Annotated in this window: 18 protein-coding genes; 3 read left to right on the top strand and 15 right to left on the bottom strand. The window is 55.8% G+C overall.

Features of this window, described 5'->3' with window-relative positions; translation table 11 throughout:
• The 8 genes from AAFN83_RS13575 to AAFN83_RS13540 form a co-directional block, all read right to left on the bottom strand.
• The coding region (locus tag AAFN83_RS13575) for a helix-turn-helix domain-containing protein (protein WP_347770205.1) at window positions 1-215 on the bottom strand (215 nt) is incomplete at its 3' end.
• Between the two features lie 154 nt (window positions 216-369).
• Window positions 370-1164: an endonuclease/exonuclease/phosphatase family protein gene (locus AAFN83_RS13570; protein WP_347770203.1), complete on the bottom strand. Its 795-nt coding sequence runs from the start codon at window positions 1162-1164 to the stop codon at window positions 370-372.
• A gap of 150 nt (window positions 1165-1314) precedes the next feature.
• Entirely contained in the window at window positions 1315-2283 is a 969-nt protein-coding gene (locus AAFN83_RS13565; RefSeq protein ID WP_347770201.1) for a LacI family DNA-binding transcriptional regulator, read from the bottom strand.
• 45 nt (window positions 2284-2328) lie between these two features.
• Complete coding sequence (locus AAFN83_RS13560) at window positions 2329-5697, bottom strand: GH36-type glycosyl hydrolase domain-containing protein (RefSeq protein ID WP_347770198.1); 3369 nt, start codon at window positions 5695-5697, stop codon at window positions 2329-2331.
• A gap of 145 nt (window positions 5698-5842) precedes the next feature.
• Window positions 5843-8002, bottom strand: coding sequence for a glycoside hydrolase family 3 N-terminal domain-containing protein (locus AAFN83_RS13555; RefSeq protein WP_347770196.1), 2160 nt, complete (start codon window positions 8000-8002; stop codon window positions 5843-5845).
• 177 nt (window positions 8003-8179) lie between these two features.
• Window positions 8180-9781 carry an extracellular solute-binding protein gene (locus AAFN83_RS13550; RefSeq protein WP_347770194.1) on the bottom strand — a complete coding sequence of 534 codons (1602 nt, stop codon included), beginning with the start codon at window positions 9779-9781 and terminating at the stop codon, window positions 8180-8182.
• A 56-nt stretch (window positions 9782-9837) separates the two neighbouring features.
• Complete coding sequence (locus AAFN83_RS13545) at window positions 9838-10734, bottom strand: carbohydrate ABC transporter permease (RefSeq protein WP_347770192.1); 897 nt, start codon at window positions 10732-10734, stop codon at window positions 9838-9840.
• A gap of 29 nt (window positions 10735-10763) precedes the next feature.
• Entirely contained in the window at window positions 10764-11717 is a 954-nt protein-coding gene (locus AAFN83_RS13540; RefSeq protein WP_347770222.1) for an ABC transporter permease, read from the bottom strand.
• A gap of 570 nt (window positions 11718-12287) precedes the next feature.
• On the opposite strand from AAFN83_RS13540, the gene AAFN83_RS13535 reads away from it, so the two are divergent.
• Entirely contained in the window at window positions 12288-13202 is a 915-nt protein-coding gene (locus AAFN83_RS13535) for a serine hydrolase domain-containing protein (RefSeq protein WP_347770190.1), read from the top strand.
• Window positions 13203-13276: 74 nt separating this feature from the next.
• On the opposite strand, the gene AAFN83_RS13530 is transcribed toward AAFN83_RS13535, so the two are convergent.
• From AAFN83_RS13530 to AAFN83_RS13500, 7 genes are all read right to left on the bottom strand, one after another.
• Window positions 13277-13747, bottom strand: coding sequence for a TrmH family RNA methyltransferase (locus AAFN83_RS13530; RefSeq protein ID WP_347770188.1), 471 nt, complete (start codon window positions 13745-13747; stop codon window positions 13277-13279).
• A 9-nt stretch (window positions 13748-13756) separates the two neighbouring features.
• Window positions 13757-14023, bottom strand: a complete 267-nt coding sequence (locus AAFN83_RS13525) for a hypothetical protein (RefSeq protein ID WP_347770186.1) — start codon at window positions 14021-14023, stop codon at window positions 13757-13759.
• A gap of 404 nt (window positions 14024-14427) precedes the next feature.
• Complete coding sequence (locus tag AAFN83_RS13520) at window positions 14428-15045, bottom strand: DedA family protein (protein WP_347770184.1); 618 nt, start codon at window positions 15043-15045, stop codon at window positions 14428-14430.
• Window positions 15046-15221: 176 nt separating this feature from the next.
• Window positions 15222-16118 (bottom strand): GNAT family N-acetyltransferase, encoded by an 897-nt coding sequence (locus AAFN83_RS13515; protein ID WP_347770182.1) that lies wholly within the window; start codon window positions 16116-16118, stop codon window positions 15222-15224.
• Window positions 16119-16336: 218 nt separating this feature from the next.
• Window positions 16337-16765 carry an organic hydroperoxide resistance protein gene (locus AAFN83_RS13510; RefSeq protein WP_347770180.1) on the bottom strand — a complete coding sequence of 143 codons (429 nt, stop codon included), beginning with the start codon at window positions 16763-16765 and terminating at the stop codon, window positions 16337-16339.
• 139 nt (window positions 16766-16904) lie between these two features.
• Window positions 16905-18008 (bottom strand): phosphodiester glycosidase family protein, encoded by a 1104-nt coding sequence (locus tag AAFN83_RS13505; RefSeq protein WP_347770179.1) that lies wholly within the window; start codon window positions 18006-18008, stop codon window positions 16905-16907.
• Window positions 17998-18471 carry a hypothetical protein gene (locus AAFN83_RS13500; protein ID WP_347770178.1) on the bottom strand — a complete coding sequence of 158 codons (474 nt, stop codon included), beginning with the start codon at window positions 18469-18471 and terminating at the stop codon, window positions 17998-18000. Before AAFN83_RS13500 ends, AAFN83_RS13505 begins: the two co-directional genes overlap by 11 nt.
• Before the next feature lie 318 nt (window positions 18472-18789).
• Between AAFN83_RS13500 and AAFN83_RS13495 the strand changes: the two genes are divergently transcribed.
• The gene (locus AAFN83_RS13495; RefSeq protein WP_347770177.1) at window positions 18790-19383 is read left to right on the top strand and encodes an RNA polymerase sigma factor; all 594 of its coding nucleotides are present in this window, start codon (window positions 18790-18792) and stop codon (window positions 19381-19383) included.
• Window positions 19322-20128 carry a hypothetical protein gene (locus AAFN83_RS13490; protein ID WP_347770176.1) on the top strand — a complete coding sequence of 269 codons (807 nt, stop codon included), beginning with the start codon at window positions 19322-19324 and terminating at the stop codon, window positions 20126-20128. Before AAFN83_RS13495 ends, AAFN83_RS13490 begins: the two co-directional genes overlap by 62 nt.
• Window positions 20129-20142 lie beyond the last annotated feature (14 nt).

Here is a 20142-nt window from a genome sequence, read left to right as displayed (position 1 = left end):
ACCGCTTGGAGTTTCAACGCTGCCGGATAGCTTTGATAGTGGGATCGGGTTTCTAAGCCCTCGTACCCGTATATTTCATACCGTCGCCGCCATTTCCCGATTGAGTTTTTGGTTACACCAAACTTTCGAGCTGCAGCTTTTATCCCGATCAATCCTTGCTTTATTTCTTCAAGGATCGTTAATTTCTCAAATGCCGTAAATTTCTTTTTCTCCATAAAAATACTCCCCATACAGTAACAGGTCTTTGTTTTTTCACCTGTCTACTATATGGGGAGCATATCACGTCACTCCTGTGCCGGTGAGGACATCCCCTTTTTCCGTTTGGTCAAGTTTATCATGGATCATCGATGTGTTCCGAGAAGCCCCGTTTTAGCGGATCGTCTTGAGCTGAGCGCAGACCGGATAGTGATCGGACGGATATCGTCCGTCATAGTAGCTGCGGTCAACCTGGACCGCCTCCACGGTCAAGTCCGGCGAGGAGAAAATATAGTCGATCGGACGGCCTCGTTCCCCGCCTTGGAAGTCATGGAAGGTCATCCCGGGAACTTGATCGGTATCACCGGCAGGCAGGATGGAGTAAGCGTTGCGGTAGCCCGCTGCCTCCAAGCCGCGAATCACGATATTGTCCGGCTCCACGTTGAAATCGCCTGTGAGTACAAACGGAAGCCCCGCGCTGCTTCGGCTCAGTTCCTCCATCCGCTCGCGGATCAGCTCCATACCCTTCACCTGAGCCTCCTCACTGATGTGATCGAGGTGGGTGTTGAAGACGGCCGTTTCCGTTCCGTCCTGAAGGGAGCGGAACTTCGCCCAGGTACACATCCGGGGGTAATCGGTCTTCCAGCTTAAGATACCCAATTGGTCCGGGCTTTCGGACAAGCCGAAATCGCCCGATTCAAGCAGCTCCCATCTATCCGTGCGATAAAAAATCGCACAGTGCTCGTCTTCATGACCGCCTCTGCGGCCTTGCCCCATCCAAGCATAGCCGGGAAGCAGCGCAGCCAGCTCCTCCAGCATAAAGAGGCGGGCTTCCTGCGTGCCGATAAAATCGGCTCCATGCTCCTCCATGGCACGAGCGGCTGCCGGATATCGTTTGTTCCATGCATTCTCGCCATCCGACTCCACCATGACCCGCAGGTTGAATGTCATTACACTCCATGATGCCAATTGTATCGTCTCCTCTCGCTTCCTACGGTTCTCCTCGGCTTCTCCCACCAAGAGGGAGAGGCTGTTCCCGACGGGAACCCCCGCATGTGGAACAGCCTCTTCTTCTATCAGCAGTAAGCTTCTTTCACTAGAAACGCATTGTTACTAGAATCAAGGACGAGCCTTGCCTACGGACTTGCCTTCGATCAGCTTCACATAGACCCGCTCCTGCTCCACCGGCTCCCCGGAGATGAGCTTCACGAGCTGCTGCGAAGCGAGTTCTCCCCAGCGCAGCTTGGAATATTCAATCGTAGCGAGGCGCGGGCTGAGGTATTGCGAGACTTCAATATTATCGAAGCCGATGATATGGAGATCTTCCCCAATGCACAGCCCCGTCCCTTGCAGGCGGTTGTACATGCCGATCGCCATTTCATCATTCAGGCAAAAGACCGCAGCCGGTTCGTCGTACTCAGCTATGATTCGTTCGGCTGCGTGGATGCCGCCGCTCTTCTTGAAATCACCGGCGATCTCGATGATCTCCACGCCTGCGCGTTCGGCGGTCATACGAACGCCCTTCATCCGTTGGATCGAGTCGAAGGAGCCTTCCGGCCCCGTGACGACATAGATCTTGCGATGGCCGTTGTCGAGAAGGTAATCCATCGCCAGGGTGGCGCCCGCCTTGTTGTCGAGCAGCACCTGACTGATGTTCGGATGCTCCAGCTCCCGGTCCAGCACCACGATCTTGTGGCCGAGATCGGCATATTGAAGCAGCTCTTCACTCTGGAAGGCTTGATCGAGGATAACCGCTCCATCGATCATGCGCTCCGGCAGCATGCGATGCGACTGCTTGCCGCTGCATACCACGAGGTCATACCCAAGCGAATTGCTGATCTCCTTCATGCCGTGCTGCAGGTCCCCATAGACATCGCCTCGGAAATCCGTCAGAAACACACCGATGATTTTCGTTTCGCGCTTCTTTAGGTTTCGAGCGGACGCGTTCGGGACATAATTCAGCTCGCGTGCAATGGTTAAAATCCGTGCGCTGGTTTCGTCCGTCACCTTGTCGCTGCCATTCAGCGCGTAGGAAACCGTCGAGATGGAGACATTGGCTTTTTTGGCGATGTCTTTAATACTGACCACTTTCACTCTCTCCTAACCTTATGCAAAAGCAACTGTTGGTCTGTCTTAAGCGAACAGCTCGACGACAGCTTGACCTTGCCCTGCAAGCTTCTCAAATTCTTCTCGCGCGATGCGCAGCCCGCCGTTCCGGTACGGATTAGCCAACCGGACACCGGAAGCTTCCTGCCCGTTGATGAAGACCTTGCGGATCGGACCGCCTACGGCGCTGTAGCGGAACACGGTTTCGCGTCCGTTCAGGGCGAAACGGAACTCCATTCCATTCAGCTTCTCCGGAAGTACCGGATCCAGAACCAGATCTCCTTCCAGCTGGCGAATGCCGAGGGCAGCCGAGATCAGCTGGTTCATGTAGATTCCCGGGCCGCTGGAGTAGATTCTCCATCCGCCCTTCACCGGGACAGCGCCGGTTCTCAGCTCATCGAAGCGATCCTGAGCTTCGTAGCGGGTGTTGAACTTGCCGTCCGAGCTGCTGAAGTATGCATTGCTTTGCCGAAGCTCCGCATTCGGAACCACCTCCTGGATGCCGACCGGATTGATCGTCTCCAGTCCCTTCCACACATCCTCCGGGTTGCCCAGCTTGGCCATGGCTTCCACATAGCGGATGTGCGCATGAACGTATTGGAGTCCAACTTCGCGTCCGAAGTTGGAGGCTTGCTCGGCTCGCTTGAAGTGGGTGCTTACGCCGCCGGCATATTGAGCCGGACGATTCATGAGACGCACGCCGTCCGGGCACAGGAATTTCTCCTGAATGAGCTCGTAATGGGAAGCAGCTTGCTCGTCGGTGAGCAGCTCAGCGATGATGCTGCGGGTCATCGGCAGCAGCCGGTAGTGAATGCCCGTCTCCGTGTCCGTCGGGTGCAGCATCTTCTTCGGAGCTTGCGGGTCCTCCAGGTACAGGAAGCCCGGAATGACCGAGGACTCCAGCATGTAGCGGTTATAGTCGGCGCGAATCGCGGACGACATGTCGTGAAGCTCTGCCGACAGGGCAGCATCCGTGTCCTTCAACACTTCGGCCAACCGGGTGACCGTCTGATAGGTCAAGGCAACGGTCCAACTGCTGACCATGTACTTCTTCAATTGAGCGTTAGCCGGTTGAAGCGTGTCGTCCCAGTCTCCGTCGCCATAAGAGGACAGATGGGTGTCATGCAGGAAGTGGGTGCGGATGTACTCCAGCTCTTTCTTGGCATGGTCAAGCAAGCTTGCCTGGTACGAGGTGAAGCCGAAGCTGTGCTTCACGGTATACGGTGCTTCCACGTCCAGGATGGAGCGGTCCCCTGTTATGGCAATGTAATCGGCCAGCACCTTGAGCGGCCATACGATGATGTCGCCGTGGCTTTCGTCCTGTTGAATCGCGCCGTAGCGGTCGAACATGAACCATTGCGGCCAACTGCCGTCATCCTCATACTGATGGGAATACACCATCTTGAGAATATCCTGGACCTGCTCGAATTTGCCGGTCGCCATGAAGTATTCCACCGGCCCCTGGCAGACATCGCGCGTGCCCCACGCTGCCCCGCCGTATTGCTCCAGGCCGTGCGGTACCGAATAGTGAACGAGCATGTTGTGGGTGTACCACCAAGCCAGCGCATTCACCTTGTACAAGCTGTCGTCCTTCTCATTCGGCATGGACAAGCGGAAGCCGTTCATGACGCCGGAGAGGAACTCCCGGTAAGCGGCAATCTCCTCCACTGCGGTTCGAATGGAGGTCGTTGTTTCTTCCCCATCGAGAACCCCGCGAAGGGTCATGCTCCAATCCGCAGCGGCTTCCAGTTCCACTACGACAAGAGAAGCGTCGCCAGCTGCGATGCCGTCGGCAAGAATCGTTTCGTCCGTGAGCGTGGATTCCGCTCCTTCCACCCGCATCGTATAGTGAAGGCCTGGATATTGGGACTGGCTGAGTGCAGACTTATCCGCGCGGAACACCCATTCTTCCCCTTCTTCGCTTTGGTGGATCGGGTATTCGTACTCATTCACGTCCATGATAATTTGTGTCGTTACCAGATAACGGTAAGCCTTGCCGCTCTCGGAACGTACGTGCAGCTTGACTTCTGTTGAGTCTGCCGCCGCATAGTTCGTAATGACCAGCGTGTCTTGTTCCATTATATAGTACCAACGGACGTAGTTGAAACCGATTTCCCAAAGGGAAGGCATCGTCAGGAGGCAATATTCACCATTTTGTTCGATATAAATCCGCTGACCGGACGTCTTGGGAACGTTAAGCGCTCCGCGCACGTTGCTCATCAGCTTATTGAAGTTCGTGTTGCCGATCACGAGGTGGGAGTTGAACACCCCGAACATATACGAAGTCGTGGTGATCGCGGGGTTGCCTAGGACGACATTGTTGCCGCTCATCAGAATGTGGCCGTGCGGACGTTCCACACGCAGTTCCTTTTCCTTCAGAACGACGTGCTCATAGGTTTCGGTGAAAAAGGCCGCAAGCTTGCCGTCTGCATATTCCGCCTGATGGCGGCTCGCTGCAGGAAACAGCTCCTCCAGCTTATCCTCGGTGATGGACCGAGTCCGAACGGGCTGCCCGATCGTCGGCCGCAGGGCGAGCTTCTTCACAGGGGTTGCCGAGGAAAGCTTCTCGTCGAGGAAGGCCTTCTCTGCTTCATAGGCCTTCCAGGCTTCCGCCAAGCGATCCCCGAATTCGAGGCTCGTGATCGCCGTGGGGTGATTGGCTTCGACAAGGCCGTAGAAGACGAAGCTAGCTTCACCCTTCAACTCGACCTTTGCCGATTGAAGAGCCGTGTAGGCGAATTCGTACTGGTACACCTCATTCGCCAACTGCTCCTGCAAGAGGCTTGCCGGCGTATCGGTCTCTTTGTACGAAAGGCCGAAGAATTGGAACCCGTCGGTGGAATACCCCACCGAACGCGTCAGCGACCCTTGCTGCAGGTAGGGGAATGCCCCTCCTTGCGGCATATTTTGGCGGGAGCAGACGACGTACCCCTTCTCGGCATCTTCAAAGACCGTATGATCGATATACTGGGACAAGTAAGCTTCATTGCTGCGCACCGCCCCTTTGTCGGCAAGGCCGACGTCCTGACCGTAGACGAGATCGATGGTCGCGCCGTCTCCCTTGACGGTCACATCCCAGAACCAAACATCCTGCTCGGTTGGAGCAAAGACAACGCGGTACTCCAATCCTGCGGCTTGCCCTTCCCAGACCGCTTGCCGATCCAAGAGGGTAAAGCTGCTACCGGAACGGATGCCTACGAGCGGATGGTAGGAGATGCCAGAAGCTTGATGAACACGAAGGTACAGGTTGTTCAGCGAACCGTCAATCGGATTCGTGAGCATCTGGTTGAGCATGGTCCGGCCGCTCTCGGCCAAATACAGATCGCCGCTGTTCCAGAAGGTAAAAGCCAGATTGCCGGCTTGAATGGTCGTTTTGGAATTTGCAAGGGTTGTCATGAGTATGAGTCCTACCTCCTATCCGGAACCCGGGCCCGCTTCCCGGCAACCCGCTTGCCCAAGCGATAGGCTTAGGTAGAGGGTATCCAGAGAAGCGGAACACAGGCCCTGGGCAGCTCCAGCTGCTTCTATGGGCTAATGGAACTTACGTGATGAGCTGAAACGCGACTTCCTGGGTATCTCGGCTGTTCGGACCTGCATACAGGCGGAATGCCCCGGGATCGCTCGTGAAGCTGAGATCGGAATGATGATAGCGAAGCTGCTCCTCGTGGAGCGTGAAGACTGCTGTCCCGCTTTCTCCCGGCTGCAAGGAAAGACGAGTAAATGCCTTGAGCTCGCGAACGGGACGTACAACCTCGCCCGATAGATCGCGGACGTACAACTGGACCGTCTCGATGCCGGCTCGTTGGCCGGTATTCGTCACGGTCACTTGCACCGTGAGCGGTTCCTCCTTCGTCATCCGGTCGCTCGACACGAGGAGTTCTCCGTATTCGAACGAGGTGTACGAGAGCCCGAAGCCGAAGGGCAGCAGCGGCTCATTTGGACTGTCGATGTACTTCGAAACATACCGCTCGTCGCTTCCCGCCTTGAGCGGCCGACCGGTGCTGTAGTGGTTGTAATAAACCGGCACCTGGCCGACCGATTGCGGGAAGGACATCGACAGGCGCCCGGATGGGTTCACGCGGCCGAGCAGCAGATCGGCGATCGCCGCTCCGCCTTCGGTGCCCGGGAACCAAGCCTCCAGCACCGCGTCGGCTTCCTCGAACAAGCCCGCCAGATCAAGCGGGCGGCCATTGAAGAGCACGGCTGCGAGCGGCTTGCCCGTCGCCTTCAAGCGGCGTACCAGCTCCAGCTGAGCCTTGGGCAGCTGAATGTTGGTGCGGGCAGCGCCTTCGCCGCTCATCTCCGCTGCTTCGCCCAGGGCGACGACGAGCACATCCGCGCTCTCTGTCGCCTCCAGCATGTCGGCAAGCTCCCCGCCGGTGATGGTCTCGATGCCGCAGCTGGCGACGCTGAGCTTGCCTTCCTGCATCCGCTCGCGAAGCGCGGGGGCGAGAGGTGTGGCATCCTGCGGATTGCCCTCGCAGGACCACCAGCCCAGAATGCTGTTGGTCTCTGCATACGGGCCGACGAGAGCCACCTTGCTATGCGCGCGGAGCGGCAGCGTTCCATCGTTCTTCAGAAGCACGCTGGATTTAACAGCCAGCTCATACGCCGCCTTGCGGTGATCGGCGGACAGGATCACTTCGTTCTCCCGCTCCGGATCAGCCGCGCGATGAGGCTGCTCGAACAAGCCGAGCTTTTCTTTTAATTGAAGGATGCGAAGCACGGCTTCGTCGATCTGGTTCTCCTCGATTTCACCCTCGTTTACGAGATCATCCAGGTGATGCACGTAGCAGGGCGTCATCATCTCGATGTCGATTCCTGCTCGAATGGCCCGCAGAGCAGCCTCTCGATCGTCCTCGCTCGCTCCGTGTGCAATCATCTCGCGGATGGAAGCCCAGTCGGAGATGATCACTCCGTCAAAGCCCCATTCCCCGCGCAGGATGCCGCGCATGAGCTTCTCGTTCCCGCTGGCCGGAATCCCGTCCACCGTATTGAAGGAAGCCATCACCATGGTGGCTCCTTCTTCCACGGCGGCCTTATAGCCGGGCAAGTAAGACTCGCGAAGGTTTCGCTCAGACATGTCGACGGTGTTGTACTCCCGGCCGCCTTCCGGAGCTCCATATGCCGCAAAGTGTTTCACGCAGGCGGCAAGACGCTCCTTGTCGCCCTTCAAATCTTGTCCTTGGTAGCCGCGCACGAAGGCGCGCGCGTACAAGCTGTTCAGGAAGGGGTCTTCCCCGGTCGATTCCATCACGCGGCCCCAACGGGGATCGCGCACGAGGTCGACCATCGGGGAGAAGGTGACATGAATTCCGGATACGGCAGACTCCCGCGCGGCAATTTCAGCGCTCTGCTCCGCAAGCGGAAGATCCCAGGAGCAGCCGATCGCAAGCGGGATCGGGAAGATCGTCTTGTAGCCATGAACGACGTCCGCCATGATGAGAAGCGGAATGCCAAGCCGATTTTTCTTCAGGTAGGTTTCCTGGACCTGGATGGCGGTTTTGGCACCGGACAGGTTCAACGCCGATCCGCTCGCATTCACCGTTTCTTCGCTCACCCCGAGCTCTGCTCTCGGACCCGTAAGCAGCTCCTTGTCATGGAACCCTTCATAGAAAGCACCTGTAAGCTGGAGCAACTGAGCAATCTTTTCTTCTCTCGTCATTTGCTTGACCAGGTCAAGCAATTGCTGATCATTCATCCCGTGTCCTCCATGCTCCCTGTTGTTCATGCAGCCAGCTCCGAACGGTTGCAGCCGGCTTTCTCGCGGGTGAAGGCCAAGAACCCGGCTATCGCGCGGAATATCCATCGCATACCGGGTTCCGACCGGAGACGAAGAGAGCCTCCCCCCGCCTCCATTACCGCACTATATCGATTCTTATTTCTTCATGTTGTTCAGTTCGTCCAGAACCGGTTGAACCAAGGATTGCTTGCTTTCGACCCACTTCTTCCAGTTTGCTTCCAGATCGCCCGGTTGCAGGATGAGGTTGGTGTACTCGGTTGCATAGTCGAAGCCGGCTTGGTTTTTGGCTTTGGAGTCATACAATTGAACGTCCCAATCGTATTCGGCCATCTTGCCGCCTTCGGTGCTCAGCTTCGCTTTTTCCTTGAAGAGCTCTACCGCACGGTCACGGTATTCTTTCTTGATCAACGGGTTGACTACGCTGAAGTCGTCGCCCAGCAGGTACAAGCCTTCGAAACGGCTCGGATACTTGTCTTCCAGGGAAGTACCTTCCGGAAGCAGGCTTACGAGCTCATTGTTCTCGTCGTACTTCCAATCCTTGTCCTTGAAGCCCATGTTCAGGAGCAGTTGGCCGTCCTTGCTGACCGAGTAATCGATCAGGTCCATGATGCGTTCAAACTTCTCTTTGCTGATCTTCGGGTTGAAGATCAAAGCAGACCAATAGTTGGCTTGCTCCAGGTTGCGGTATTTGCCGTCGTCGCCCGTGACGATTGCCGTGTGCACGAGATCGTCGCTTTCTACGCCAAGGTTCTTCTTCATGTTGGTGTTGAGGTCTTGACGGTAGGAAGCCAGGCCGCCCAAGCTCATGACCGCAGCAACACCGTTAACACGGAATTTGTCGGTGCCTTCGCTGTTTTTCCAGGTGTAGAATTCCGGGTCAAGCAGCTTTTCCTTGTAAGCTTGTTGCATCACCTTGAGGCCCGTCAGCGTTTCCGGATCGGCCGGTCCCCAATGGTACTTGCCGTCTTCGCCTTTGTAGAAGGCGGATTCCACACGGGAGTGCTCACTGTTGGCCATCACGAAGGTGGTCAGAGCATCAGCCGAGTTGTAAGCGAGCGGAACGAGCTTGTTGCCCACTTTGCCCGGGTCTTTCTCTTTGACGAGGCGAGCGTAATCGTTCAGTTCGCTCGTGGTGTAGACATCCTTCAGCTCGAAGCCCACATCCTTCGCCCAATCCTTGCGAATGGCGATAACGCCGATTTGGTTCGTAAGCGGGTCAGCCGGCTTGTTCTCGTTGTAGATCGGACGCGGAAGAATGTAGGTTCCGCCTGCAAGCTCTTCGAGCTTGTCGCCAAGACCGGTCAGCTTGTAAGCTGCCGCTACGTTCGGCCAGCGGGTTTTCCAATCATCCGGGAACTTGTAAAGCAGGCCTTGGTCGATGTAGTTCATGGCATCGCCATGGACATAGTTCCAAACGGCTACGTCCGGAAGGTCACCCGAGTTGATCCACAGACGAAGCTTTTCCGCCCAGGAATCCCACTCGATATAGTTGTACTCCCATTTGATATTGAATTTGTCCGTCCAGAACTTGTGAAAGTCGTTGTTCAGGTCGCCGTCTTTCACATTGGTCAGGTTGGCTGCCGAGATGGTAAGCTGGGTTTTGTAGTTGCCGTTTTCGTCCTTTTGGTCGGAAGCGGAACTTCCCGAATCGCCCTTTGAGCAAGCGCTCAGTGCAAGCACCATGCTCATCGAAACTGCCAGAAGCGCCTTGCCGGAGATCTGCCATTTCGTTTTCATGTTTATCCCCCATGCTTTCATAGTGGTGTGGTGTTGCTTTGTGTTGCTTGTATGGATCAGGTCTTGATAGCCCCTGTCAATACCCCTTTTGCGAAGTGCTTTTGCAAGAGCGGGAAGAAGCACATAATCGGCACCATCGTCACGAAGACGGCAGCCATCTTCATTCCCATTGAGAAGGAACCTTTGCCCATCTGGTCGACACTGGACGAGTTCGATGCATTGGTGGTCGACTCCACGATGATCGACCGGAGCACATTTTGCAGCGGCAGCTGGTTGGCTTTGCGCAGGAAGATCATCGCATCATACCAGCTGTTCCAGAAGCCTACTCCGTAGAAGAGAGCAATCGTGGCAAGAATCGGTGCGGAGAGCGGGAGGACGACTTGGAGAAGAATTCTCCATTCGCCTGCACCGTCGAGGCGGGCCGACTCCATCAGCGATTCGGGCAAGCTGTAGAAGTAGTTCATCATCAGGATCATGTTAAAGGAGCTGAAGCTCCCGGCCAGGATGACCGCCCAGAGCGAGCCGGTCAGGTGAAGATCTCTCATGACGAGGTACAGAGGAACAATCCCGCCATTGAAGATCATCGTGAACAGAACCAGGAAGAAGATCAGTTTCTTACCCGGGAAGGGCGGCCGACTCAATCCATAAGCCATACTCGCAGTAAGGAACAGGCTGATGGGCAAGCCCGCAGCGAGCAGCTTGATCGTGTTCCAGTAACCGGTCAGGATGGTCCCGTTCGCGAACAGGGCTCGATAGGAATCGAATGTCGGTTTTTTGGGGAACAGCATGAGCGGATTGTCCGCATATTCCTTTGGCGTCGAGATCGAGATCATGATGACATTCCAGAACGGAATGAGGATCAGGAGAGCTGCGATCAGCATGATGACAAAGATGATCATATCCATCAGAGAGAGCCTGCCGACTCCCCATTTGGCTGGTTTGGCTTTACTCATGGGTACCTTCTCCTTTCTTCATCGAGTGATTACTTGAACAATCCATCTCCGCCTAGCAGTTTAGCGCCCCGGTCTGCAAGAAGCAGCAGAGCCATATTAACGAGTGAGCGGAACAAGCTGACGGCACTCGAGAAGGAGAAGTCCGTAGAGGACTGGAAGGTGATGCGATAAATGTAGACGTCGAGTACTTCCGAGACGTTCTTCGTGGCTGCATTCGCCAGGTTGAAGATTTGGTCAAAGCCGGATGACATCAAGCCGCCAACGGCGAGTATAAACATGACAACGATGGTTGGCAGGATGTTCGGGAGCGTAATTCGGAACATCTGCTGCATCCGGGTCGCTCCGTCGATCTGGGAAGATTCGTACTGGTCCTGGTCGATCCCCGAGATCGCAGCGAGATAAATGATGGCGCCCCAGCCGGTCGATTTCCAGATGTCGGTCAAGAGCAGCATCGGAAGGAACATTTTTTCCGAGCCGAGGAAGTTGATCGCAGGCAATCCTACGAGAGAGAGGAAGCTATTCACGAGTCCGTCATAAGACAGAACGTTGATGACAATCCCCGAAACGATGATCCAGGACAAGAACTGCGGGAACGTCAGGACGGTCTGGAAAAGCTTGCTCATCCGCCGCATCCTCAGCTCATTGAGCAGGAGCGCGATGATGACCGGAAACGGAAACTGGACGACGAGTTTGATTATGTTCACGTACAGGGTCCGCCAAACGGCGGCGGTGAAATTCGGATCTCGGAACACGTAGCGGAAGTTTTCAAAGGCTACCCACTCGCTCCCCCAGATTCCGTCGTTCGCGCGATAGTGCTTGAACGCAAGCGACAACCCGCCCATCGGCATGTACGCGAAGATGAACAGCCAGATAAGGCCGGGAATAAGAAGCGTATACACCATGCGGTTTTTCCAAATTTCCGTAAACAGGGACCTGTTCTTTGTTTTTGGTTTCTCTTCAGGTCCTAAGGCAGCTGGTTTCACATGCATTCACCTCTCTCTTGATCAATCCTCTCTGCATTTCGAAGCCGGCGTCTTCAAGGTATTGTTTCCTTAACCTGAAGTTCTCAGCATCCGGGCTTCCCATGCAATGAAGGTCCCGTGGAGCTTCTCCTCGCATTTCGTTCGTCGGATCCGTTTGTATTCGCTTTCTTGCGGATGCACAAGAACCCGATAACAGAGACAACCTGCGTGAGACGGCAACCATGACCTCCTCCCCCTCAACCGACAAGCAAACCACGATTCTCTCCCTTTACTCATCAAAAAACGCCAACAATTCGAATCGTTTCAATGATAAATAAACGCTTTCTTAGCCATTTAATCATGAAAACCAATTTTGTAAGCGGTTTAATCGAATCGTTTCGATAACATCATAATACGGTCTTTGCTTTGTGTCAACACTCCTTTTTTCCCTTACCCAGTGCTTGATCTGCTGAACCAATACCCGTTTACAGGCCGATTCCATGAAGCTATGATGGACAAAAGCGGTCAAAATAAGGTCCAACAAGGACTTTTAAGGATTTGCATTCACCATTTTGAAGTGAGGGATGAAAAATGAATGAGTTGGGGAAACGTTTCGCGGAGCGCATCCAACAGGATCGCCTGAACGTGCTTTCGCTTCGCGTTCTGCAGCGCGGTCAGCTTATTGGAAGCTGGGATCGGTCGAAGGACGAGCGAAGGCTGCAGCATTCGGTCAGCAAATCCTTTACCTCGATGGCAGTGGGCCTGGCGCTTGAAGAAGGCAAGCTTGCCCTCACGGACCGATTGAAAGACATTTTTCCAGAGTATGCCGCCCAAGTGCCGGCAGGAGGCTGCGGTTATCCGCCCGGGGATCTCAGGCTTTCAGACCTTCTGCGGATGACATCGGGGCATGACTCCCCGCCTTTTTGGGCCGAGGAGCGAGCCGCCCTTCACGACAAGGATTGGGTGCAGCATTACCTTTCCCTGCCGCTCGATCGCCCGCCGGGGGAACGGTTTACCTATAGCAGCGGAGATACGTTCATCCTCTCTGCCGTCGTGCAAAAGGCGGTAGGGGTCACGGTAGCTGACTACTTGACTCCCCGTTTGTTTGATCCTCTCGGCATAAGCCCGATCGAGTGGGAGACCACTCCGCGCGGCATCACCCTCGGCTGTGCCGGCTTGCAGCTGACCACCGAGGAACTAAGCCGTTTCGGTCAGCTCTTGCTCCAGGAAGGCATGTGGGAGGGAAAGCCGCTTCTTCCGAGAGAGTGGATTCGGGAAGCCACCCGGTCTCAGATCGCGAATGGAGACGGTACGGGAGATTGGGGCGTGGGGTACGGCTATCAGTTCTGGATGTGCACCCATGGTGCTTATCGCGCCGATGGCGCTTACGGCCAGTTCTGCATCGTCATCCCGGAGCAAGAGGCAGTCATCGCCGTGAACAGCAAGGAGGAGCAGCTGAAGGAGATTTTGGACGCCGTCTGGGACGAGGTTTATCCTTTCCTGTAACAGCAAAAACCGACCCCTCGGGCAGCGGACCGTAACGTCCTTCATGTCCTGTAGGGATCGGTTTTTCTGTTGCACTATCCGATCAGTCCGTTCTTCGAAGCAAAGAGGAACGTCCCGATGCCGGCGGCGATTGCAAGATTAAGCGAATCGATTCGGTCCGATTGAGGCAGGGTAACGGAAGTGCCGATGGACCGGAAGCTCTCTTCCTCAAGTCCCGTTGCCTCGTTGCCGAAGATGAGCGCAAATTTCTCTTCCTTCGGGCAGTTCTCCGGCGTCAGCCGCAAATCCCCGTTCAACAGAAACGGGAACAGCTTATGCCCGTGGAATCGGCTGCGGTACTCCTCGAAGGAATGAAAGGCCTCGCAGCGGATTTGAAACAACGCCCCCATCGAAGCTCGTACCACAATCGGGTGATAGCGATCCACTGCGGGTAGGATGATCGCCACATCGCGGATTTGAAAGCCTGCCGCCATGCGGACGATCGTGCCGAGGTTGCCTCGATCACCGGGGTGGACGAGGACGAGATGCGGCTTCTCCTCATCCAAATTGTCCTCCTATTTGGCAAAGACACCGATGACGTAGCAGTTCTCCTTCGGGCTTAATCGTTCAATTGTTTTGTCGTCTTGCACAACCTGCACCTTCCAGCGAGCGGCCAAGGCTTCGATCTGCGAATGGTCGCGGCATTTGGGGTGGATGTAGATGAGGCGTGCCTGTTCTGGACGCGAATGGAGCAGCTCCATCGTCGCATAAGCGCCGAGTGTATACGAATAGGCTGCTTCCTTGTGATACGTTTTCCCATAGGGGGGACGGTCTGACCTCATGGTTCCTCGCTCCTTCGAATGATGTTCTTTTCGAAAGGATGCAAAGCCCATAGACAAACCCATCAACGAGAGCGTGTTTGCAAATACACTCGATTGGCGAATAGGTACCTCTCCATGCAAGCTTCGCCGCAGGGTTATCCCTTGGACTTTGCATGGAGAGAATTCAGTACGACACCGAACGATATAGCCAATCGTCTCACCTGCCTTCGCTAAGAAGAGGGAGTCTTTCCGATTCCCCCACTGCCAGTGTGCCCACCCCCTCATTGTAGGGAAAAGGGAATTTCATTCCCACGGAAAGTATCGCTAGAACTGTATTTTCATCATTCGGCCACTGTGCCTTTGCACGAAAAAACCTTGGGCTCGCAAGCGGAAAGCCGCTGCCCAAGGTTTACATGACCGTGTTTCTATTTTTGCTGTGTTTTCTTTCGCTTGCGGAAGTACAAGTAGGCAAAAGCCACAACGCCTACCGCAATGAAGGCATAAGCCACATCGGAGTAGACATCCATGTACCCTGTGATGGATTCCCAGTTTGCGCCGAGAGCCGCGCCCATGGACACAAGCAGGATGTTCCAGCCGAGCGTTCCGATGGTCGTGAAGATCATAAACGTGCCCAGCTTCATACCCGACATACCGGCCGGGATGGATATCAGGCTGCGCACGAGCGGGATCATCCGACAGAAAAGCACCGTCCAGACCCCGTATCGGTCAAACCAGGCATCCGCCTTGCGGATGTCCGCCCGGGTTACGCGGAGGAAGCGCCCGTATTTGTCCACCAGCGATTCCAATCGTTCGACATCGAGAACCCGTCCGATGCCATACAACACGAGTGCCCCGACCAACGAACCGATCGTTGCCGCAATCACCACTCCGGGAATCGTCAGCTCAGAGTTGGTCGTCATAAAGCCGCCGAACGGCAAGATGACCTCAGAGGGAATCGGCGGGAAAATGTTCTCCACCGCCAGCATCAGCATAACGCCCAAGTAGCCGTACTCTTCCATGAATCCGGTAATCCAATCCTTCATTCGTTCCTCCTGATGGTTGTATTCCCCGCCAGGCTTAGATGGGGGGCTGGGGGCAACGACACTCGTCCCAAACGAACAAGCCGTCCATGCTCAGAGTCACCCGATACCTTCTACGAACGACAGGCTGGCCGGTTTCACATTTTTTTACTCGCCCAATCCCGACCGAATCAAGGGCTTCAGCGAACCAAGGTCCACCATGTATCCGTCGCGCTTGGGCGGAATCCGATCCTATAATAAAAGGTTTGCGACGACCCGACATACGCGAACTTCGCCCCAAGTGCGGCACAGCGCCTTACCCCTTCCAGCACAGCAGCTCGTCCGAGGCCCATTCTCCGGTAATCGGGATCGGTGGCCACCGGTTCCACCAAGGCGTAGTCCGTTCCAGGCAAGTACCACATGCCGCAATACGAGACGAATTTTCCATTGGGCGCCTGAACCGCCACCTTCAGATCAAGCTGAACATGAGGCCCAGAGACCTCCTGCTTCCTTCCGGCCAGTTCATCTGGAGTAACAGGGGGCTCTCCTTCATGGTTAAAACCGCGCCACATCACTCGGTTGTAGCGAATCAGCTCGGGGTCTTCCGCAAGCGTAGCGATCCGATACCCCTCCGGCAGGGTGTATCCCAGTGAAGTGGAGGCGATAGGCAGGATTGCCGTCTCCTCCCGGTCCTGTGTCGGAACAAAACCGGCGCGAGCCGCCAGTTCCTGGAGCGCTTGATCCGAATCCGGAATACGAAGGCGGAGAGTTCCTTCCCGCGAAAGTTTCTGCAGCGCATGAGCGATCATGTCACCCTTGAGTCTGGAGTAAGCCGGGTGGACGAAGAACCAAGCATCGCCAAGTCCCGATTCGTAAGTGGCTACGGCCACAATGTCGCCGTCATCCTCCCAGATGCCGATATGTCCCAAGTGCTCCCGATCCAGCATGGGATGCGAGAACATCCACTCCCAGCGGCCCCAGAGAAATCCCGGCTCCCGGACCTCCTCCTGATTTAAGGCAATCAGAAAGTCATGCACCCGTCGTTGATCCCCCGAAAACCGGGACTCGCTGAAAAAAGCTCGATAGTGAACCGTCATCCTCCTCATCCTCTCTTCTTGGTATGGATTCAGTGTAGTGGATCTAGGAGATTTTGTAAGCGGATTAATTCGTTCCTACTTGAATAATCCTTTCCATGAAACGCGAATAAACGCCATTCTCTCCTTGAAAGGAGGGAACGACGTCTATTCGCTTCGTATTGGTTGTATCCAAATTATGCTGGATATACGCACTTCTAGCTCACATCGATAGAGGGAGCTTAAAGAATATTCAGCTCTACCTCGATGTTGCCGCGGGTCGCACGGGAGTACGGGCAAGCTTGGTGAGCTCCTTCAACGAGAGCAGCGGCGGTCTCCCGATCGACGCCCTTCACGAGTACATCCAGCTTCGCCGCGATGCCGAAACCGCCGTCTTCCACTTTCCCGAAGCTGACCGTGGCGACGACTTCCGTCCCTTCATGCTTGACTTGCTTCATACGAGCAACCATGTTCAGCGCGCTGTCGAAGCATGCCGCATAGCCTGCCGCGAACAGCTGCTCCGGGTTTGTCCCCTCGCCGCCGGCACCGCCCATTTCCCGGGGAATGGAGATTTCACTGTAGAACGCTGGAGATTCGGATTCCACGTAGCCTTCCCGTCCGCCAACTGCCTTTACCGTCGTTTCGTACATCTTTTGCTGAATCGTCATCATTGTTTATCGCTCCTGTTCGATTTCGTTATTGTATTGTATACAATATAATTTAACACAACTATTGAGAATGTCAAGCTCACCACAAAAAAGAGGATCGCGCCTGAAGCGCAATCCTCTACTATTCATAATCTATTCACCTTTAAGGAATCAGGACAAAACTCGATACGACAGTCCGCAGCCTTCCGTCCGACGGACTGTTCAAGACCTCTCCCTTGTACACAAAGGTACTGGAGCCGCCGCCGTCCAGGTTGTAAGCGTCCACGACCTTCCATTCCAAAAGCTTTGTCTGGGCTTCCTCCAGCGTAATCCCTGCGCTGTCCCGCTGCCTTCCGTCGATGACGATCAGGAGCAGGTCTCCATTTGAGAAGTGACCAATCAGCGTCCGCGGCTCCTTGCGGTTTTGCCATTTGGCCGGAATGGTCAGCTTCTTGCCACCCTGCAGCAGCGTAGGAACGAAGGTCGCTCCTTGGCGGATGTTCATGTCCTGGATCTGCTGTTTGGTGGTCACTTCTCCCCCGACCAGATGGCCCTTGTCATTCAAGCCGATGAAGCTGAGGTCGATCTGGGAAAAGGTTTTGATGACACCGTCGACGACCGTAATGCCCATCGGGTACAGCAGCCCCCCCGCCCGGGCAAACCCGCCGCCGTTGATGGCGAGCGTAGCTCCCGTCCGCTTCGCGGCGGCGAGGGTGGTCTCTCCCTTGTCTCCTACCTGGTCACCGGACAGCACCAGGCGCAGGGCATTCGGGTCATGCAGCTTCACCTTGGCCATATAACCGCGGTACCCCGCCTCCTTCAAGGAAAAGACCTTGACGGTTGCACGGTCGCCGTAGGTTTGCCCGATCGGCTTGCCGAGTATTCCCGCCAGCACAGAGTCGAGCGCGTCGCTCGCCGCCTTGGCCTGCTGCGCGCTGTCCTTCACCGCTGCGTCAACTGCCGTTTTGTGAGCGGCGTCCTCCGCGCTTTCGCGCTTCGCTTCCTTATCCAGCTCCGTTAACACGGACTGAATGCCCGAAAGCTGCTCTGATGACTGGCTTACGGAAGTCTGCATTGTCAGGTAAGTCTCCGACAAGAGGCTGAGCGGGCTTTGCACCTCATCAGCTGCCGTTTTGGCAGCGTCGAGCTTCAAGCCGGCGCTCGCATAGGCAGGCTCCAGCTTCGGGTTGTCCGCGGCAAAGCCGGCAACCAGCCCGCCGACCAGAGCCACAACGAGCGTCGAGGGAAGCAGCCATTTAGTAGACACGGGCCGCCTCCTCCAGGCGCTGGACCAGCTTGCGCAGCTCGGTGAGCTGCTTGCTGAGGTCCGTGATCCGGTTGCTCAGCGCCTTCTTGGTTTCTGCGGTACTGCTAAGCGAATCGCCTGCGAGCGACATTTCCTCCTTCACCGCGGTCAATTCCTTTTCCACGGTGCCGAGCTTGTCCTGGAGGGTGGCTGCCTGCGTCTTCTGTTCATCCATCGCGCTCTTCAGCGCGGTAAGCTTCTCCTGCATCTGGGCAATCTCGGTCTCGTTGGTCCGGGCGATGTCATCCAGCTGCTGCTGAATCCCGCCGATGTAGGTTTTGGCCAGTGTATAGCCCCCGTACCCGATTCCGATCCATACCGCCAAAAAGAGAACCAATACCACCCATCGCGGCATTCTCTTCCGCTCGGTCCTGCTCTTCGACCTACCCGTCGCTTGCACGGCGAGGTCCTGTTCTTCCATCATGAAACGGTACTTCCTTTCTGTCCATTCTTGAAGCAGCTTGCTGCTTGCGGCAGGAACCGATGTTCCCGAGAGGCGTGCAAAACACGCTCTAAGGGGTTTATACCATGCTCGTCCGCAATGGTTGCGCAAATTTGCCAAATTTCAAAAGGAAAATGTTTCACTGTGATTCAAATCCTACCCCTTTCGATCAGGGTCATGCACAATAAAAGGTCGATGGGGCTCATCCCCTCATTCTATGACAAGTTCACAAATTCGCCATCATTCTGACATAAAAAACAGGACCCTGTCCAGTTAATCCATATGAAAGGAGAGGGAGCTTTGGACGACGCCGAACGGTTCGACCGCATTCGCGCAGGCGATGAAGATGCGCTGAACGAGTTGATCGAGCACCACTATGACAGCATTCGCCGCTATTGCTATTGGAAGACCCGGCAGTCTGCCCTGGCAGAGGATCTGACGCAGGAAACCTTCTATCGCTTCTGCCGGTCCCTTTCCCGCTACACACACAAGGGAAAGTGCCGCGCATACCTGTACACCATCGCCCGCAGGCTGTGTATCGATGCCCTTCGGGACAAGCAGCCCGAGCCGATCGATCAGGTTGCCGAGGCCGAGATCGGAGCTGCCCTCTCCGCCGAAGAGGAAGCCAGTGCGCATTTTCAATCAGAGGAGCTGCTGCGACTCTTGCAAGGATTGCCGCCGGAGCAACAGGAGGCCGTCATTCTTCGCTACACCTACGGCTTGCGCTATCGGGAGATCGCAGAGGTAACCGACGTTCCACTCTATAAAGCTCGAATTCGAGTGGAACGAGGACTCGCCGCTCTAAAAAAAATGTGGAGGGAGGAGGATTTCGATGAAAAAGAACCTGCACGAGCACCTAAAGGAACTTCCGCTGCCCCCTGTTCCCGCTCCTGACGAGGAGCGAAAAAGACAAACCTTCGAGACCGCGCGCCACATTCTCCAGGTTACGAGGAAGCAGGAGCTCCTGCAGCGCACCCGCTTCCGAGCCTTCTTCCTTCAGCAGCTGAGCTATGTCGGCTGGAGGGTTTGGCTTCGCCATGGGGCTCTGCTGCTTGCTGCCCTCTTGTTCGCTGCCCGAATGCCGGCGGACGCCTCCGCCGAACGCTGGCAGCTGCTGGCCCTTCTCTCCACCGTCTCCCCGCTGCTGGCCCTGATCGGGATGCGGATGCTTGCCCGCTCGTACGCCTTCCACATGGTCGAGCTGGAGATGAGCACCTTTTATTCCATCGAACGGCTCTTTCTCTCCCGGCTCTGCCTCTTTGCCCTCACGGATTTCGTCGGGCTCACCTGCTTGGCCGGCTGGTTCAGCGTGGAGTGGGAGCAGCAGCTCGGGCATCTGCTTCTTTACCTCTTCACGCCGTTTACTGTATCGGCAGCAGGCTGCTTATGGCTCTTCAACCAAGCCCGCATTCGGGACAAGGCTTCTGCTTGCTCCGGCTTCATCGCCATCCTGCTCGTGTTTCAAGTCGTCAGCTCCTTCCGCCTGGAAAATGGCGGCGGTTTGAACGAGCTTCTCTACGGAGGAACAGCCTCCGGGGTCTGGCTGGCTGTCCTCGTCCTGTCCATTCTCACCGCCGCCTCTCAGCTGCAAAAGCTGCTCCATTCCTTCCGCAGACTGGAGAGCGGAGACTTCTTGTGACCCGCAAATTGAAG

The organism is Gorillibacterium sp. CAU 1737 (assembly GCF_039888655.1).
Taxonomy (GTDB): domain Bacteria; phylum Bacillota; class Bacilli; order Paenibacillales; family NBRC-103111; genus Gorillibacterium.
Note: the sequence above shows the minus strand (reverse complement) of the source record. Positions and strands in the feature narration are given on the sequence as shown.

What these genes read in the sequence shown, in the direction of transcription:
- AAFN83_RS13560 (WP_347770198.1), bottom strand. Translation starts at nt 5,697, where the DNA reads ATGACAACCCTTGCAAATTCCAAAACGACCATTCAAGCCGGCAATCTG.
- AAFN83_RS13555 (WP_347770196.1), bottom strand. Translation starts at nt 8,002, where the DNA reads ATGAATGATCAGCAATTGCTTGACCTGGTCAAGCAAATGACGAGAGAA.
- AAFN83_RS13550 (WP_347770194.1), bottom strand. Translation starts at nt 9,781, where the DNA reads ATGAAAACGAAATGGCAGATCTCCGGCAAGGCGCTTCTGGCAGTTTCG.
- AAFN83_RS13545 (WP_347770192.1), bottom strand. Translation starts at nt 10,734, where the DNA reads ATGAGTAAAGCCAAACCAGCCAAATGGGGAGTCGGCAGGCTCTCTCTG.
- AAFN83_RS13535 (WP_347770190.1), top strand. Translation starts at nt 12,288, where the DNA reads ATGAATGAGTTGGGGAAACGTTTCGCGGAGCGCATCCAACAGGATCGC.
- AAFN83_RS13525 (WP_347770186.1), bottom strand. Translation starts at nt 14,023, where the DNA reads ATGAGGTCAGACCGTCCCCCCTATGGGAAAACGTATCACAAGGAAGCA.
- AAFN83_RS13520 (WP_347770184.1), bottom strand. Translation starts at nt 15,045, where the DNA reads ATGAAGGATTGGATTACCGGATTCATGGAAGAGTACGGCTACTTGGGC.
- AAFN83_RS13515 (WP_347770182.1), bottom strand. Translation starts at nt 16,118, where the DNA reads ATGACGGTTCACTATCGAGCTTTTTTCAGCGAGTCCCGGTTTTCGGGG.
- AAFN83_RS13510 (WP_347770180.1), bottom strand. Translation starts at nt 16,765, where the DNA reads ATGATGACGATTCAGCAAAAGATGTACGAAACGACGGTAAAGGCAGTT.
- AAFN83_RS13500 (WP_347770178.1), bottom strand. Translation starts at nt 18,471, where the DNA reads ATGATGGAAGAACAGGACCTCGCCGTGCAAGCGACGGGTAGGTCGAAG.
- AAFN83_RS13490 (WP_347770176.1), top strand. Translation starts at nt 19,322, where the DNA reads ATGAAAAAGAACCTGCACGAGCACCTAAAGGAACTTCCGCTGCCCCCT.